The organism is Microbacterium sp. ZW T6_19 (assembly GCF_044987465.1).
Lineage (GTDB): Bacteria > Actinomycetota > Actinomycetes > Actinomycetales > Microbacteriaceae > Microbacterium > Microbacterium natoriense_A.
Genome location: NZ_JBJDRH010000011.1, coordinates 15,984 through 30,078, shown reverse-complemented (window position 1 = coordinate 30,078; position 14,095 = coordinate 15,984). Strand labels below are relative to the sequence as shown.

The 14,095-nt window shown below is 68.6% G+C and carries 13 protein-coding genes and 1 riboswitch; of the genes, 8 read left to right on the top strand and 5 right to left on the bottom strand.

The window, feature by feature from the left end; genetic code table 11:
* Positions 1–16: 16 nt before the first annotated feature.
* Both ACI3KT_RS15520 and ACI3KT_RS15515 read left to right on the top strand, forming a co-directional pair.
* Positions 17–739 carry a DUF6882 domain-containing protein gene (locus ACI3KT_RS15520; protein ID WP_404905419.1) on the top strand — a complete coding sequence of 241 codons (723 nt, stop codon included), beginning with the start codon at positions 17–19 and terminating at the stop codon, positions 737–739.
* A gap of 46 nt (positions 740–785) precedes the next feature.
* Positions 786–1,337: a hypothetical protein gene (locus ACI3KT_RS15515; protein WP_404905417.1), complete on the top strand. Its 552-nt coding sequence runs from the start codon at positions 786–788 to the stop codon at positions 1,335–1,337.
* 24 nt (positions 1,338–1,361) lie between these two features.
* Here the strand turns inward: ACI3KT_RS15515 and ACI3KT_RS15510 are convergent, their stop codons facing one another.
* Together ACI3KT_RS15510 and glyA are read right to left on the bottom strand one after the other, a co-directional pair.
* Complete coding sequence (locus tag ACI3KT_RS15510; protein WP_404905415.1) at positions 1,362–2,240, bottom strand: bifunctional methylenetetrahydrofolate dehydrogenase/methenyltetrahydrofolate cyclohydrolase; 879 nt, start codon at positions 2,238–2,240, stop codon at positions 1,362–1,364.
* A 144-nt stretch (positions 2,241–2,384) separates the two neighbouring features.
* Positions 2,385–3,659: a serine hydroxymethyltransferase gene (glyA, locus tag ACI3KT_RS15505; RefSeq protein ID WP_307295323.1), complete on the bottom strand. Its 1,275-nt coding sequence runs from the start codon at positions 3,657–3,659 to the stop codon at positions 2,385–2,387.
* Positions 3,660–3,699: 40 nt separating this feature from the next.
* A riboswitch (ZMP/ZTP riboswitch) is annotated at positions 3,700–3,784 on the bottom strand.
* An 83-nt stretch (positions 3,785–3,867) separates the two neighbouring features.
* Here glyA and ACI3KT_RS15500 point away from each other — a divergent pair.
* From ACI3KT_RS15500 to ACI3KT_RS15475, 6 genes are all read left to right on the top strand, one after another.
* The gene (locus ACI3KT_RS15500) at positions 3,868–5,379 is read left to right on the top strand and encodes a beta-N-acetylhexosaminidase (protein ID WP_404905413.1); all 1,512 of its coding nucleotides are present in this window, start codon (positions 3,868–3,870) and stop codon (positions 5,377–5,379) included.
* Positions 5,376–6,548, top strand: a complete 1,173-nt coding sequence (gene nagA, locus ACI3KT_RS15495; RefSeq protein WP_404905411.1) for an N-acetylglucosamine-6-phosphate deacetylase — start codon at positions 5,376–5,378, stop codon at positions 6,546–6,548. Before ACI3KT_RS15500 ends, nagA begins: the two co-directional genes overlap by 4 nt.
* 494 nt (positions 6,549–7,042) lie before the next feature.
* Entirely contained in the window at positions 7,043–9,022 is a 1,980-nt protein-coding gene (locus tag ACI3KT_RS15490; protein WP_404905409.1) for a sigma-70 family RNA polymerase sigma factor, read from the top strand.
* 27 nt (positions 9,023–9,049) lie between these two features.
* Positions 9,050–9,421, top strand: a complete 372-nt coding sequence (locus ACI3KT_RS15485; RefSeq protein ID WP_292910394.1) for a YrdB family protein — start codon at positions 9,050–9,052, stop codon at positions 9,419–9,421.
* A complete protein-coding gene (locus tag ACI3KT_RS15480; protein WP_292910392.1) occupies positions 9,418–10,782 on the top strand; it encodes an FAD-binding oxidoreductase in 1,365 nt (454 codons plus the stop codon). Before ACI3KT_RS15485 ends, ACI3KT_RS15480 begins: the two co-directional genes overlap by 4 nt.
* The gene (locus tag ACI3KT_RS15475) at positions 10,775–11,173 is read left to right on the top strand and encodes an NUDIX domain-containing protein (RefSeq protein WP_404905407.1); all 399 of its coding nucleotides are present in this window, start codon (positions 10,775–10,777) and stop codon (positions 11,171–11,173) included. Before ACI3KT_RS15480 ends, ACI3KT_RS15475 begins: the two co-directional genes overlap by 8 nt.
* Positions 11,174–11,182: 9 nt before the next feature.
* On the opposite strand, the gene nagB is transcribed toward ACI3KT_RS15475, so the two are convergent.
* From nagB to ACI3KT_RS15460, 3 genes are read right to left on the bottom strand one after another with little or no spacing between them, the layout of a single operon-like run.
* Positions 11,183–11,962 (bottom strand): glucosamine-6-phosphate deaminase, encoded by a 780-nt coding sequence (gene nagB / locus ACI3KT_RS15470; RefSeq protein ID WP_307295310.1) that lies wholly within the window; start codon positions 11,960–11,962, stop codon positions 11,183–11,185.
* Positions 11,955–12,896 carry an ROK family protein gene (locus tag ACI3KT_RS15465; RefSeq protein ID WP_404905405.1) on the bottom strand — a complete coding sequence of 314 codons (942 nt, stop codon included), beginning with the start codon at positions 12,894–12,896 and terminating at the stop codon, positions 11,955–11,957. The genes nagB and ACI3KT_RS15465 overlap by 8 nt, the downstream gene beginning before the upstream one ends.
* Positions 12,893–14,080, bottom strand: coding sequence for an ROK family protein (locus ACI3KT_RS15460; protein WP_404905403.1), 1,188 nt, complete (start codon positions 14,078–14,080; stop codon positions 12,893–12,895). Before ACI3KT_RS15460 ends, ACI3KT_RS15465 begins: the two co-directional genes overlap by 4 nt.
* Positions 14,081–14,095: the final 15 nt, after the last annotated feature.

Below are 14,095 nucleotides of genomic sequence, written 5' to 3'. Positions count from 1 at the left end.
CGATAAGACTGAGCGCATGACCTTCGCCGCCCTCCAGTCGCTCGCCGACCGCGCCGCCCTGTTCACCGCTCTCCGTCAGGATGCCCTGGTCAGCGCGACCGACGACCTCGGCGACCACCGCTGGGACGCCGACATGAACGCCGGCACGATCACCTTCACGGCGAATGCGGACCCCTCGCGACAGGTCGTCACGCGCGCCCAGCTGATCGCGACGATCGCACCGGGCCCGCGCTCGCTGCTGTGGGCATGGGCGCACCCTCAGGGCGACGCCCAGGGGCTCGCGGCGCAACTGCGCGCGCACGGGCTCGAGCAGGGCATCGCCGAGCTGTTCGACCCTGAGCTTCCGTTCCCCGCCGATGCGCCCGGAGACGAATCCTGGATCGCAGCGGCCGCCCACACGGTCGGCGGAGCCGCGATCGAGATCACCGGGCGTTCACCGTATTACTCCGCACCGATCGGCGGCGGCACCCGCGCGGTCTTTCTGCTCGACGCGCCGATCCCCGATCTCACCGTGGCCGCGGCCGTCATCGCGCTCCCCCGCATCCTCTCGGGCCTGGCCCTGGCCGACGCACGGACCGCCGTGTGGGATCTCGCCCGCCTGGCCGGGTGGAGTCTGAACTGGGCGGACGAGAACTACACCGGGGCGTCCGTCGTCGACACGTCGGGGTCGGCCACCTTCCGCTTCGACGAGCAGGCGCGCATCATCGGTTTCGAGGGATCGCTCGGCGCACAGGGGTGAACACGAACGGATGCCGCGGGCCGTGCGGATGTGGAATTCTGGACTTATGAAGAACGGAATCGTCCGGTTCGCAGCGCTCTACGTATTCAACGTCGTCGTGCTGCTGCTCATCGGCATCGTATTCAGCAGGGTCAGCGTCGGACTCCACGCGCTCTGGGCGGCCGTGATCCTCACACTCGCTGCGCTGTTCGTGAAACCGGCGCTCCGGGCCGCGTTCGCCCGCTCCGCGGCGAAGTCTGCGGCCGACCGCACCAGGGTCGGCGAGAAGACCGTGCAGTACGCGCTCATCTATGTCGTGGAACTCATCATCTGGGTGCTCACGGTGTGGTTGAGCGCCGTGCGCGCGTCGGGATTCTGGGCCTTCGCCCTGCCGCCCCTGATCCTTCTCATCGGCTGGGTGATCTACGACCGGATCGATGATCGGCTGCACGCCAAGGCGTCAGAGGTCTACGACTCGGTATCGGCGAGGATCTCCAGGAAGTCGGATGCGGCGGCATCGTCCCCCGCATCCGGCTCTCCCGCGACCGCCGAGGCGCGCCGCGAGCTGAACGACGGTCTCACCGCAGAGCAGCGTCGCATGCTCGACGAACTCGGCTGATCTCCCCGACCCGACGGGGCTCGCTCAGACGAGCCGTTCTGCCGCCTCGACCACGTTCGTCATCAGCAGTGCGACGGTCATCGGGCCGACTCCGCCCGGATTCGGAGAGAGGAAGCCTGCGACCTCGGCGACGTCGGGGTGCACGTCTCCGAACACACGGCTCTTGCCCGTCTCGGGGTCGGACTCGCGCGTGACGCCGACGTCGAGCACCGCGGCGCCGGGCTTGACGTCAGCCGCCGTGATGAGGTGCTTGACCCCGGCCCCGGCGACGATCACGTCGGCCTGACGCAGGTACGGCGACATGTCGGGTGTGCCAGTGTGCACCTGCGTGACCGTGGCGTTGATGTCGCGACGCGTCAGCAGCAGCCCCATGGGGCGTCCGATCGTGACGCCCCGCCCGACGACCACGACGTGCTTGCCCTTGAGGTCGTAGTCGTTGCGCAGAAGCAGTTCGATGACCCCGCGCGGCGTGCACGGCAGCGGCGTCGTGATCGGGTTGTTCACGTTCAGAACGAGGCGTCCGAGGTTGGTCGGGTGCAGGCCGTCGGCATCCTTCGCCGGGTCGATCCGCTCGAGGATGGCGTCGGTGTCGAGGTGCTTGGGCAGCGGCAGCTGCACGATGTAGCCGTGGCAGTCGGGGTCGGCGTTGAGCTCGTCGATCAGCGCCTCGACCTGCTCCTGCGTGGCATCCGCCGGGAGCTCGCGCTGAATCGAGTTCATCCCGATCGCCTCGGACTGGCGGTGCTTCATGCCGACGTACAGCTGCGACGCCGGATCGGCGCCCACGAGCACGGTGGCGATGCCCGGGACGATCCCCTTGTCCTTGAGCGCGGCGACGCGCTCGGTGAGCTCAGCTTTGATGGATGCTGCGGCGGCCTTGCCGTCGAGGATCTTCGCGGTCATGTCGTTTCTCTTCCTACTTGTCCTACGTGCATCGTCACTCGTCGAATGCACGGATCCGCACCGAGTGCACGGCTTCTTCACGTCGAGAAGCCGTGCACTCGCCGAGAGCCCGTGCACTCGACGCGGCGCGACGGCGGACGATGCTTACTGCTGCAGGTCGGGGTACAGCGGGAAGGCTGCGGCGAGCGCGTCGACGCGGGCGCGCAGGCCTTCGACGTCAGCACCCGGCAGAAGCGCGAGTGCGATCACGTCGGCGACCTCGGTGAACTCGGCGTCGCCGAAGCCGCGGGTGGCGAGAGCCGGGGTGCCGATGCGCAGGCCGGAGGTGACCATCGGCGGACGAGGGTCGTTCGGCACGGCGTTGCGGTTCACCGTGATGTGGATGTCGTGCAGCAGGTCTTCCGCCTGCTTGCCGTCGATCGCGGCGTCGCGCAGGTCGACGAGCACGAGGTGCACGTCGGTGCCTCCCGAACGCACGCCGATGCCGGCATCCTTCACGTCCTGCTTCGAGAGGCGCTCGGCGAGGATCGCGGCGCCGCGCAGCACGCGCTCCTGGCGCTCCTTGAACTCGGGAGTGCCCGCGAGCTTGAACGCGGTCGCCTTCGCCGCGATCACGTGCATGAGCGGACCGCCCTGCTGGCCGGGGAAGACCGCGGAGTTGATCTTCTTCGCGATGTCGGCGTCGTTGGTGAGGATGAAGCCCGAGCGCGGGCCGCCGATCGTCTTGTGCACGGTCGAGGAGACCACGTGCGCGTGCGGCACCGGGTTCGGGTGCAGCCCCGCGGCGACCAGACCGGCGAAGTGCGCCATGTCGACCCACAGGAGCGCACCGACCTCGTCGGCGATCGCACGGAAGGCGGCGAAGTCGAGCGTGCGAGGGTAGGCCGACCAGCCGGCGATGATGACCTTCGGCTTGTGCTCGATCGCGAGACGGCGGACCTCATCCATGTCGATGGTCGAGGTCTCGGGGTTCACGCCATAGGCGACGATGTCGTAGAGACGGCCCGAGAAGTTGATCTTCATGCCGTGCGTGAGGTGACCGCCCTGGTCGAGCGAGAGGCCGAGCAGCGTGTCGCCGGGGCGGGCGATCGCATGCAGCACTGCGGCGTTCGCGGAGGCGCCCGAATGCGGCTGGACGTTGGCGAACTCGGCGCCGAAGAGATCCTTCGCGCGCTGGATCGCGAGCTCCTCAGCGACGTCGACCTCTTCGCAGCCGCCGTAGTAGCGGCGGCCGGGGTAGCCCTCGGCGTACTTGTTCGTGAGCACAGAGCCCTGCGACTGCAGCACGGAGACAGGCACGAAGTTCTCGGATGCGATCATCTCGAGGAACGTCTGCTGTCGCTTGAGTTCGCGGTCGAGGACCTGAGCGATCTCCGGATCGACTTCGGCGAGCGGGGCGTTGAAGTAACGGTCGGTCATGTGACGTGCTCCTCTGACAACGGATTCGAAAGGGGGTGCTTCCATCGGCCCAGGCGCGCGGTCGAATTCCGTGGTCAGTCGCTCCCCGGTGGTAGTCCACCCAGACGCCAGTCGCGACGGTTACGAGCATAGCGGATGCCGCAGCGCGAAGCGCCCTGGATGACATCCGCCCTGTTCAGGCCGTACACCCGCACGATAGGTTTTGTTCATGGTCTTTCCCCATCCCCTGCCGCTCGTGCCGGCACCCGTGTCCGCGACCACAGGGGAAGGACGGATGCCGGTCACCCGGGCCCTCCGTGTCACCGGGCCGGCAGACGCAACCACGCAGCTGATCGAAGCAGTCGAGCGGCGCAGCGGCATCCGCCTGCCGTCCACCGACGGCCCGGCGGAGATCACCCTTCGCATCGATCCGGCGAACGGCTCGCCCGAGGGATACTCCCTCGCGATCGCCGACTCCGCCGAGATCGTCGGCGCCGACGAGGCAGGGCTTTTCTATGGCGTGCAGACGCTCCTGCAGCTGCTGCGCGAAGACGAGGACGGCACCTGGGGATTCCTCCGCGTGCAGATCACGGACGCTCCACGGTTCCCCCGCCGCGGCGTGATGCTCGACGTGGCCCGCCATTTCTTCGGGGTCGACGATGTGAAGCGGTTCATCGACAGCACGAGCGCCCTCAAGTTCAACCACCTGCATCTGCACCTCAGCGACGACCAGGGATGGCGCATCCATATCGATTCCTGGCCCCGGCTCACCGAACTGTCGTCGTCGACATCCGCCGACGGCGACCCCGGCGGCTTCTATTCGAAGGACGACTACCGCGAGATCGTCGCCTACGCGGCATCGCGCCACATGATCGTGATCCCCGAGATCGACCTGCCCGGTCACACGCACGCGATCGGCGTCGCCTATCCCGAGCTCGTGGAGGCGCCGGTGCTCAACGACGACCTGATCGCCGACTCCGCACGCCTTGGGCAGCCGCTGCCCGTCGCCGGCGAGACGTACACGGGGTGGGGCGTCGGCCACTCCAGCGTCCGCATCCACGAGGAGCGCACCTACGACTTCGTGCGCGACGTCGTACGAGAGCTCGCGGAGATGACTCCCGGACCGTACATCCATGTCGGCGGAGACGAATCGCTCGGCACACCCCAGGCGGACTTCGATCTGTTCGCGTCGCGAGCGACCGCGATCGTCGTCGAAGCGGGCAAGACACCCGTCGCCTGGCACGAGATGGGCTCCGCCGAGAACATCGCCCAGGGAACCGTCGGACAGTACTGGGGCTCGATCTCGCCGCAGGGCACGCATGCCGATGAGGCCGCCCGCTTCGTCGATCGTGGCGGCGCACTGATCATGTCGCCGTCCGACGCCGCCTATCTCGACATGAAGTACGCGCCCGACTTCCCCCTCGGCCTCGACTGGGCCGGGATCATCGATGTGCGGACCGCATACGAATGGGACCCGACCGCCGTCCTCGACGTGCCCGCCGCGGCGATCCTCGGAATCGAGACCCCGCTGTGGAGCGAGACGACCCCGAACTACTCCGATGTCGAGCAACTGGTCTTCCCGCGCGCCGCTGCGCACGCCGAGATCGGGTGGTCGCCGCGGGAGAGCCCTGCGCGCACCTGGGAGTCGTTCCGCTCGCGTCTGGGCGCTCTCGCTCCCCTGTGGAATGCTGAGGGCATCGCCTTCCACCGCAGCGCCGAGGTCTCCTGGAGCGAACGATGACGGTTCACCGCACCACGACGGGCTCGCTCGTCATCCACTCCGCCCGCATCGTCGACCGCGGAGAGATCGTCGAAGACGGCTGGGTGCGCATCGAGAAGGGCGTCGTTGCCGCTCGCGGCACGGGCGCGACCTGGTCGCCTGCGGACGTGGTCGTCGATGCGCGGGAGCTCGCCGGAGCGGATGCCGTGCTCACGCCCGGTTTCGTCGACATCCACGGACACGGCGGCGCCGGCGCCGCTTTCGACGACGGCGTCGACGCGATCCGCACCGGCCGCGAACTTCATCGCGCCCATGGCACGACGCGCGCGGTCGTCTCGCTGGTCACCGCGTCGCTCGACGATCTCGCCCGCAGCGTATCCGCCATCGCCGACCTGATGAAGACCGACTCCGACATCCTCGGTTCGCATCTCGAGGGGCCTTTCCTCGATCCGGGGCACCACGGCGCGCATGAGCCCTCGCTGCTGCGCGAACCGGCGGCGGCCGACGTCGCTCGCCTGCTCGAGGCCGGGCGCGACACCGTGCGCCAGGTCACCGTCGCCCCCGAGCTGCCCGGCGGCCTCGACGCCGTCAGGCAGATCGTCGCCGCCGGAGCCGCCGCGGCTGTCGGGCACACGAACGCCGATGCCGCAACGGCGAACGCGGCCTTCGAAGCGGGTGCGTCGATTCTCACGCACGCCTTCAACGCGATGCCCGGCATCCATCACCGCGCACCCGGCCCTGTCCTGGCCGCGGCCGCAGACCACCGGGTTGTCCTCGAAGGCATCGCCGACGACGTCCACCTCGATCCGTTCGTGATCAAGCTTCTGTTCGACTCGGCACCGGGTCGGGTGGCCCTGATCACGGATGCGATGGCCGCCGCGGGCAGCTCCGACGGGCACTACGACCTGGGAGCGGTGAGCGTCACCGTCGAGAACGGCATCGCCCGCGCTGACGACACCGGGTCGATCGCCGGTTCGACCCTCACCCAGGACGTGGCGCTGCAACGCGCCGTCGGCGCAGGTGTGGCACTGCCCGAGGTCGTACGCGCCCTGACGGAGACGCCGGCACGGGCGATCGGCGTCGGTGATGCGTTCGGATCGCTGCAGATCGGATGCTGCGGCGATGCCGTGCTCATGGATGCGGAGCTGCGCGTCGTGCACGTATGGGTGGGAGAGCGGCCGACTCTCTGAAACCACGCCTCGCGCAGCGACGCGCAGCTCTGCGCACTCCGATCATTCTGTTCTGCGGGAGTGGGAGGCCACCGGTCCCCAGATCGGCGGCCTCATCCCCACATCCCCGTTTTTCAGAGAGGGCGGCCGGGAACTCCTCCCCCGAGGCTCCCGACCCGCCCTGCCGGTGCTGTTACCCCTCGCACCAGCGCCTAGGAACCCCGCCCCCCGGTGGCGTTCCATCAGCTGTCTCTGCATGATGAGACGACGCGCCACTCGATTCATTACGCGAGTTCTCAGAAGTTTTTCGAGAATCTTCCGAACTCCAGCTCGCCGCCGGCCCAGTTTCCCTCGCGAACAGGGATTCTCCCGATCCTGCGGATTTCGGGTCAATTGGGTTGAGGGGTGGCCAGGCTGAGAATTTCGGGTGAGAATGGAAAGACGCGTGATGAAGACGACGCTTGCGCGTCTCTTCTTGTGAAGGCGCATCCGCCTTTCACGACAGATGGATGGCTGTGGACGACGAGAACACCCTGCACGACGACACGATCGCCGATGCCGAACTGGTTCTGCGCACCCGCTCGGGTGATGCGGAGGCGTTCGGCGAACTCTGGCGACGTCACTACCCCTCTGGCATGTCGGTCGCGCGATCGATCACCTCGTCGATCGACGCCGACGATCTCGTGCAGGAGTCGTACACCCGCATCTACCAGGCGATCATCAAGGGCGGCGGTCCGAACGGGTCCTTCCGCGCCTATCTGTTCACCAGCATCCGCAACACCGCTGCCGCCTGGGGTCGCTCGCGACGGGAATCCGCCATCGACGAGCTCGACTCGGTCGCCGATCCCGACAGCACCGAGCAGGCGTCGAACGAGGCGCTCGATCGCAGCCTGACTGCTCAGGCCTTCCGCAGTCTTCCCTCCCGCTGGCAGGAGGTGCTCTGGTACACCGAGATCGAGCAGATGAAGCCGAACGAGGTGGCGCCGCTGCTGGGCATGAAGGCCGGTGCCGTGTCTCAGCTCGCCTTCCGCGCACGTGAAGGTCTGCGCGAGGCATGGATCCAGGCTCATCTGCGCAGCGCGGAGCCCGGCTCAGAATGCCAGTGGACCATCGAGCACCTCGGCGCCTACTCTCGCGGCAACCTCGGCACGCGCGATCACAAGCGCCTGGAACAGCACCTCGACGAGTGCGCCCGCTGCATGATCGTCGCGGCCGAGGCGAAGGACGTCTCCACTCGTCTCGCCCTCGTACTGCTCCCCCTCGTCCTCGGGATCGCCGGCTCGGCCGGCTATCTCGCAACGCTGCAGGGCGGCGGCACGCCGATCGTCGCACTCGCCGCGATGCCATCGAGCGTCATCCAGGGCGGCGTCGTCGCCGGCGGCGCGGCCGTCGGCGGTGTCTCGGCCGGCAGCGGATCGACCGGAGGCAGCGGCGCCGGTTCCGCGGGAGCCGGCGGCTCCGCGGGAGCAGCCGGCAGCACGGCCGGTGGAGCGCTCACCGGGATCGGCGCCCTGGTGGGCGCCGGGTCGGCGGTTCTCATCGTGGCGGGCGTCGTCGCCGCGTCGACGATCCTGCCTGCGCTCTCCGGCGCCAGCCCGGCAACGTCGCTGCCGGATGCCGCGGCAGCCGACTCGTCGTCGTCGATCTCGACCGACATCGCTCCCGACGACTCGATGACGACGGAATCGCCTCTCGTCATCGAGACGCCGCCTGCGGAGGAGCCGACTCCGCCTGCGACCGATCCGGCAGAGGAGCAGCCGCTCGTCGAGGAGGCGCCGGTCACGACCGCGCCGACCACTCCCCCGGTGGCGCCGGAGAAGCCGACCGATCCGGAGAAGCCCGTCGACCCGGAGAAGCCGGTGGACCCGGTGGATCCGGTGGATCCGGTGGACCCGGCACCCCCCGCAGGGACGCCGACTGTGGCCGACGCAGATGTGCGGTTCGAAGGCCTCGTCACGCACTACACCGTTCCCGTCTCGGGCACGCCGGGAATGACCGTGACGACGTTGATCGACGGCGGCACGGGGGGCAACGGCGAGACCGAGCTCGTCGAGACGGAAGCCGATCCCACCATCGGCTACGGCACCATCGATCTGCGACCCACTCTCTCGCAGATCTGCAGCAACGCGACCGTCGACTTCTTCTACACCGCCGACGGATTGAACGGCACCGCGGTCTCCACCACTCTGCAGGACCTGAACAGCTTCTATCCAGGGGACCTGTTCTGCCTGTTGGCTGACGTCCCGGCAACCGCACCCGCCGAGCCGGTCGTTCCAGCAGTCACCGACCCGGCGGCCCCCGTCGATAGCGTCGCCGACGACACCGCACCGATCGAGACTGCACCCACCGAACCGGTACTCGTCGAGCCTGCACCCGCAGTCGAGACGGTCCCCGCCCCGACCGAGCCCGCCGCCCCCGAGCAGCAGGGCCCCGTCGAGACGGTCGTCGACGCGACCACCGGCGTCCTCGACCCCGCTGCGACACCGACCGAGTAGCCTCCGGGCGGCGAATAGACTGGGAGCATGTCCCAGCAATCCGCACCCGTACCCGGCGTCGACCGTCCGAACGTCACCGTTCTCGACGTCATCCGCGCCATCGTCCTGGTGGTCGCGATCGGGACGCTGGCTCTCTGGGGCTTCGCCACGTGGCCGATGCCGTGGAACATCGTCCTCGGCATCGGGGCGCCGGTCGTCGTGCTCCTCGTCTGGGCGCTCTTCCTCTCGCCGAAAGCGGTGCTGCGACTGCACCCGTTCCTGCGTGCGGCGGTCGAGTTGCTGATCTACGTCGGCGTGACGATCGCCTGGTGGCTCATGGACCAGCCCTTCATCGGCCTCGCATTCGCGATCGTCGCCGTCGGCGCAGGAGTCGTCAGCGGGCGTCGCAGCCTGTCATGACCGTGATCGAGCAGCTGCGTGCCGCTCTCGGCGACATCGTCGACACCGACTCCGCAGCGCTCGAGGCCTGCCGCGGCGACCGATCCGGTCACATGGCATCGGGAGCCCCGCTCGCGATCGTGCATGCACTGACCGTCGAACACGTGCAGCAGGTATGCCGTATCGCCACGGAGACCCGCACGCCGATCGTGGTCCGCGGAGCGGGGACAGGTCTCGCCGGGGGCGCGAACGCCGGATCCGGCGAGATCGTGCTGTCCACAGCCCGGATGACGGCGGTGCATGAGATCCGCACCGACGATCTGCTCGCGGTCGTCGAGCCGGGCATCCTCAACGCCGACCTCAACGACATGCTCGCTCCGCACGGCCTCTGGTGGGCGCCGGATCCCGCGAGCCGCAGCATCTCGACGGTCGGCGGCAACATCGCCACCGGCGCCGGCGGCTTGCTCTGCGCAAAGTACGGCGTCGTGCGAGACGCGGTGCTCGGCGTCGACCTCGTCCTCGCCGACGGACGGCTCCTGCATCTCGGCCATCGCAGCGTCAAAGGCGTGACCGGCCTCGACCTCACCTCGTTGGTGATCGGGTCGGAGGGCGTCCTGGGCGTGATCGTCGGTGCGACTCTGAAGCTGCGCCGTCTCGTCGAGGGCACGACGTGCACGATCGCGGCGACCTTTCCCGGTGTGCGGACAGCGGCCGCAGCATCCGCCGCGGTCACCGCCGCAGGCATCCAGCCCGCCATCATGGAGCTGATGGACGCGGCGAGCCTCGCCGCCGTCGCGTCGCTGCTCGGTCTTCCCTCTCCTCCGTCCGGCACCGCGCAGCTCACGATCCAGACCGACGGCCCTGCGGCCGCTGCCGAAGCGGATGCCGTGGTCGCCGTGCTCACGGCCCACGACGGAGTCGTTCAGGTCTCGCACGATCGCGAGGAGGGCGAGCGGCTGCTGACGATCCGACGCTCGATGCACCCCGCGATGGCCGCGCTCGGCACGACTCTGATCGAAGACGTGTCGGTGCCCCGCAGCGCGATGCCCGCCATGTTCGATGAGATCGCGCGAATCGAGCGCGAATACGCGCTGACGATTCCCACGGTCGCACACGCGGGAGACGGCAATCTGCATCCCAACTTCATCTTCGAAGGTCCCGAGACCCCGCCGCACGTGTGGGCGGCGGCCGATGCGCTGTTCCGAGCGGCCATCGCGCTCGGTGGAACCCTCACCGGCGAGCACGGCATCGGCACCCTCAAGAGCCGCTGGCTGGCCGAGGAGCTGGGGGCGGATCAATGGGAGATCCAGCGGCAGGTCGCTCGTGTGTTCGACCCGCTCGGCATCCTGAACCAGGGAAAGGTGTTCGCTGCACATGCCTGACATCCACGTGAGCGCGGCCGTGATCGTCGACGACGAAGGACGAGTCCTCGTCGTCAGGAAGAAGGACACCGTCAGGTTCATGCAGCCGGGAGGAAAGCCGGAGGTCGGGGAGACGGCCGCGCAGACGCTGATCCGGGAGCTGCACGAAGAGCTCGGCGTCGTGCTCGACGAAGCGGACCTCGAGCCGCTCGGCACCTTCATCTCGGAGGCGGCGAACGAACCCGGTCATCGCGTCGTCGCTCAGGCGTTCGCGACCTCGATCGCGCCCACCGCGGTGACCGTGCAGGCAGAGCTCGCCGAACTGCGCTGGATCACTCGCGAGGATGCCGTCGACCTTCTGCTCGCTCCGTTGAGCACGGAGCATCTGCTGCCGATCGCCTGGTCCCGCTGATCTGAGGGCTCAGATGCCCTGCCACGACGGCTTGTTGGCGAACGTATAGCGGTAGTAGTCCGCGAGCTTCAGCTTCGATGCCGCAGCCTCATCGACGACGACGGTCGCATGCGGGTGCAGCTGGATCGCCGAGCCCGGCAGGATCGCCGACAGCGGCCCTTCCACAGCATCCGCTACGGCCTGCGCCTTGCCTTCGCCGAAGGCGAGGAGCACCAGATGCCGCGCCCGCAGGATCGTGCCGAGGCCCTGCGTGATGCAGTGCATGGGCACGTCGTCGATCGAGTCGAAGAAGCGCGCGTTGTCCTCGCGGGTCTGCTCGGTGAGCGTCTTGACACGGGTGATCGAGGCGAACGACGAGCCCGGCTCGTTGAAGCCGATGTGGCCGTCGGTGCCGATGCCGAGGATCTGCAGGTCGACTCCCCCAGCCTCTGCGATCGCCGCCTCATAGTCCTCACCGGCATGCTGGATCGTCGCCTCTGCCCCGTTGGGCACGTGGATGCGCTGCGGGTCGAGTCCCAGCGGTTCGACGACCTCGCGCGTGATCACCGAGCGGTAGCTCTCGGGATGCGCAGGATCGATTCCCACGTACTCGTCGAGCGCGAATCCGCGCACGCGGGAGACGTCTACTCCGGAGATCCGCGTGCGCAGCGCCTGGTAGACCGGCAGCGGGGTCGAGCCTGTGGCGAGCCCCAGAACAGCGTCCGGCCGGCTCTCGATCAGTGCGATGATCTCCTCGGCGACCAGCGCACCGGCGGCATCCTTGTTCTCGACGATGACGACTTCAGCCATGTGACACGATCTCCTTCGATGATTCGGAGGCGCCGACGAGCGCGGCCCCGAAAGCGGCCGCCGGGGATCCGGCGGGAAGCGCCTCGATTCTCTCATCGAGACGCAGCGAGCGCATGAACGCCGACGTCGCGGCATCCTGCCTGAGGGCCTCGCGGATCCCCGAGTCGAGGCGGTCGCCGAGTGCGGTGAGACCGCCCCCGATGACGACGCGTTCGACGTCGGCTGACAACACGAGCGCGCGCGTCGCGGCAGCAGCACCGCGGAAGAGGTCGGCGCGCAGCGCCACGGCATCCGCGTCGCCGATTTCCGCAGCGTCGAGGATGTCGCGCACCGGCAGCGAACCGGGGCGACCCCAGGCTCTGGCGAGGGCTCCCCCGCCGCAGAGGGTCTCGATGCACCCGACTTGACCGCAGCCGCAGACACGACCGTTCGGATCGACGGAGAGATGCCCGATCTCGCCGGCCGTTCCGTGGGACCCGCGCCAGATGCGTCCGTCGACGACGATGCCCGCGGCGACGCCGGTACCGAGATTCAGATAGGCCATCGACCCCGTGATGCCGCGCAGGACCGCAGCGCCGAGCGCTGCCGCCTTGACGTCGTTCTCGACACGGAACGCGATGCCGAGCTGCGCGCGACCGAGATCGGCGAGATCGAGCGACTCCACCCCGAGATTCACGGCGTGGATCACCCGTCCGGCGTCGGCGTCCACGAGTCCGGGGATGCCGACTCCGACAGAGTCCACCTCGTCGATCTCGAACTCGGCTTCGCGCGCCAGCGCTCGCACGGCGGCGACGATGTTCGCGACGACCTCTCGCTCTCCCCAACCGCTCTCCCGACGCAGTCGCCCGACGATCTCGTCGGCATCGTCGACCGCGACGGCGTCGATCTTGGTGCCGCCGACGTCGAGGCCGACGCGGATGCGTCGGCCGCTCACGAGACGCCGAGCTGGCTCGAGAGCACCATGACCGCAGCGCCGCGCAGCACGATGTCGCTCTGTCGCGTGAGACGGATCTGCACGTCTTCGAAGACCCCTTCCAGGGTGCGCGCGTGCAGCGTGGCGATGGCCGACTCGATGAGGATGCCGTCGAGCAGCTCCGCCGGCCCTGACAACACGACCTCGGACAGGTCGAGCGCCGCCACGATCGGCGCGATCCCGATGGCCATGCGAGTTCCGGCGTCGCGGAGGATCTCGTCTCGCGAATCGGGTGCGGCGTCGATCGAGGCGCTCAGACGGCTGACGCTAAGCCAGGCCTCGAGGCAGCCTTCCTTGCCGCAGGCGCAACGAGGCCCTCCGTCGGTGCCGACGACGACGTGACCGATCTCACCTGCAGCGAATCGGCTGCCGACGAGCGGCTGGCTGCCGGTGATGAGGCCGGCGCCGACGCCTCGTCCGATCTTGATGAGCATGAAGTCGGCCTTCGCCTCGCCGAACGTGTACTCGGCGAGCACGGCCGCGTTGGCGTCGTTGCGCACCAGCACCGGGAGGTCGAGATCGACGGCGAGCTTCGCCTCGAGAGGCAGGTTGCTCCAGCCGAGGTTCGGCGAGCTGATCACGTAGCCGTCCGGCCGCACGACCCCGGGTGTGCCGAGGCCAACGCCGAGCACCGGCTGAGTCGCCGAGCCGACGAGCGTTCGCGCGAGCTCGAGCGTCGCGGCGTAGACGGCGTCGCCGTCGGCTGTGTCGGGTCTCGGCACCTCGCGCCGTTCGAGCACCTCCCCGTCGAGGCTCAGAACCGCGCCGACGAAGTCACGGGGTCCGGACAGGTCGATGCCCACGATCTGGTGGCCGACGCGGTCGATGTCGATGAGGATCGGCGGCTTGCCGGGGCCGACCGTCTCGCGTACTCCCATCTCGACGACGATGCCGTCGGCGATGAACTCGGCGACGAGATCCGAGATGGTCACTCGCGTGAGACCGGTCTCGCGTGAGAGGTCGGCTCGGCTCATCGCACCGGCGTGGTACAGGGTCTGCAGAACCAGCGCGCGGTTGTGCCCGCGTGCGTGCTCTGGGAGCACCTTGGCGCGCGAACGCAGATGACGTCCGGGCCCGAAGGCGTGCGTGTTCGCCCCGGCGTAATCTGGCGACGATGCGGTACGCGTTCCATCCGATGCGGACATGTTTGTTAGTAGACC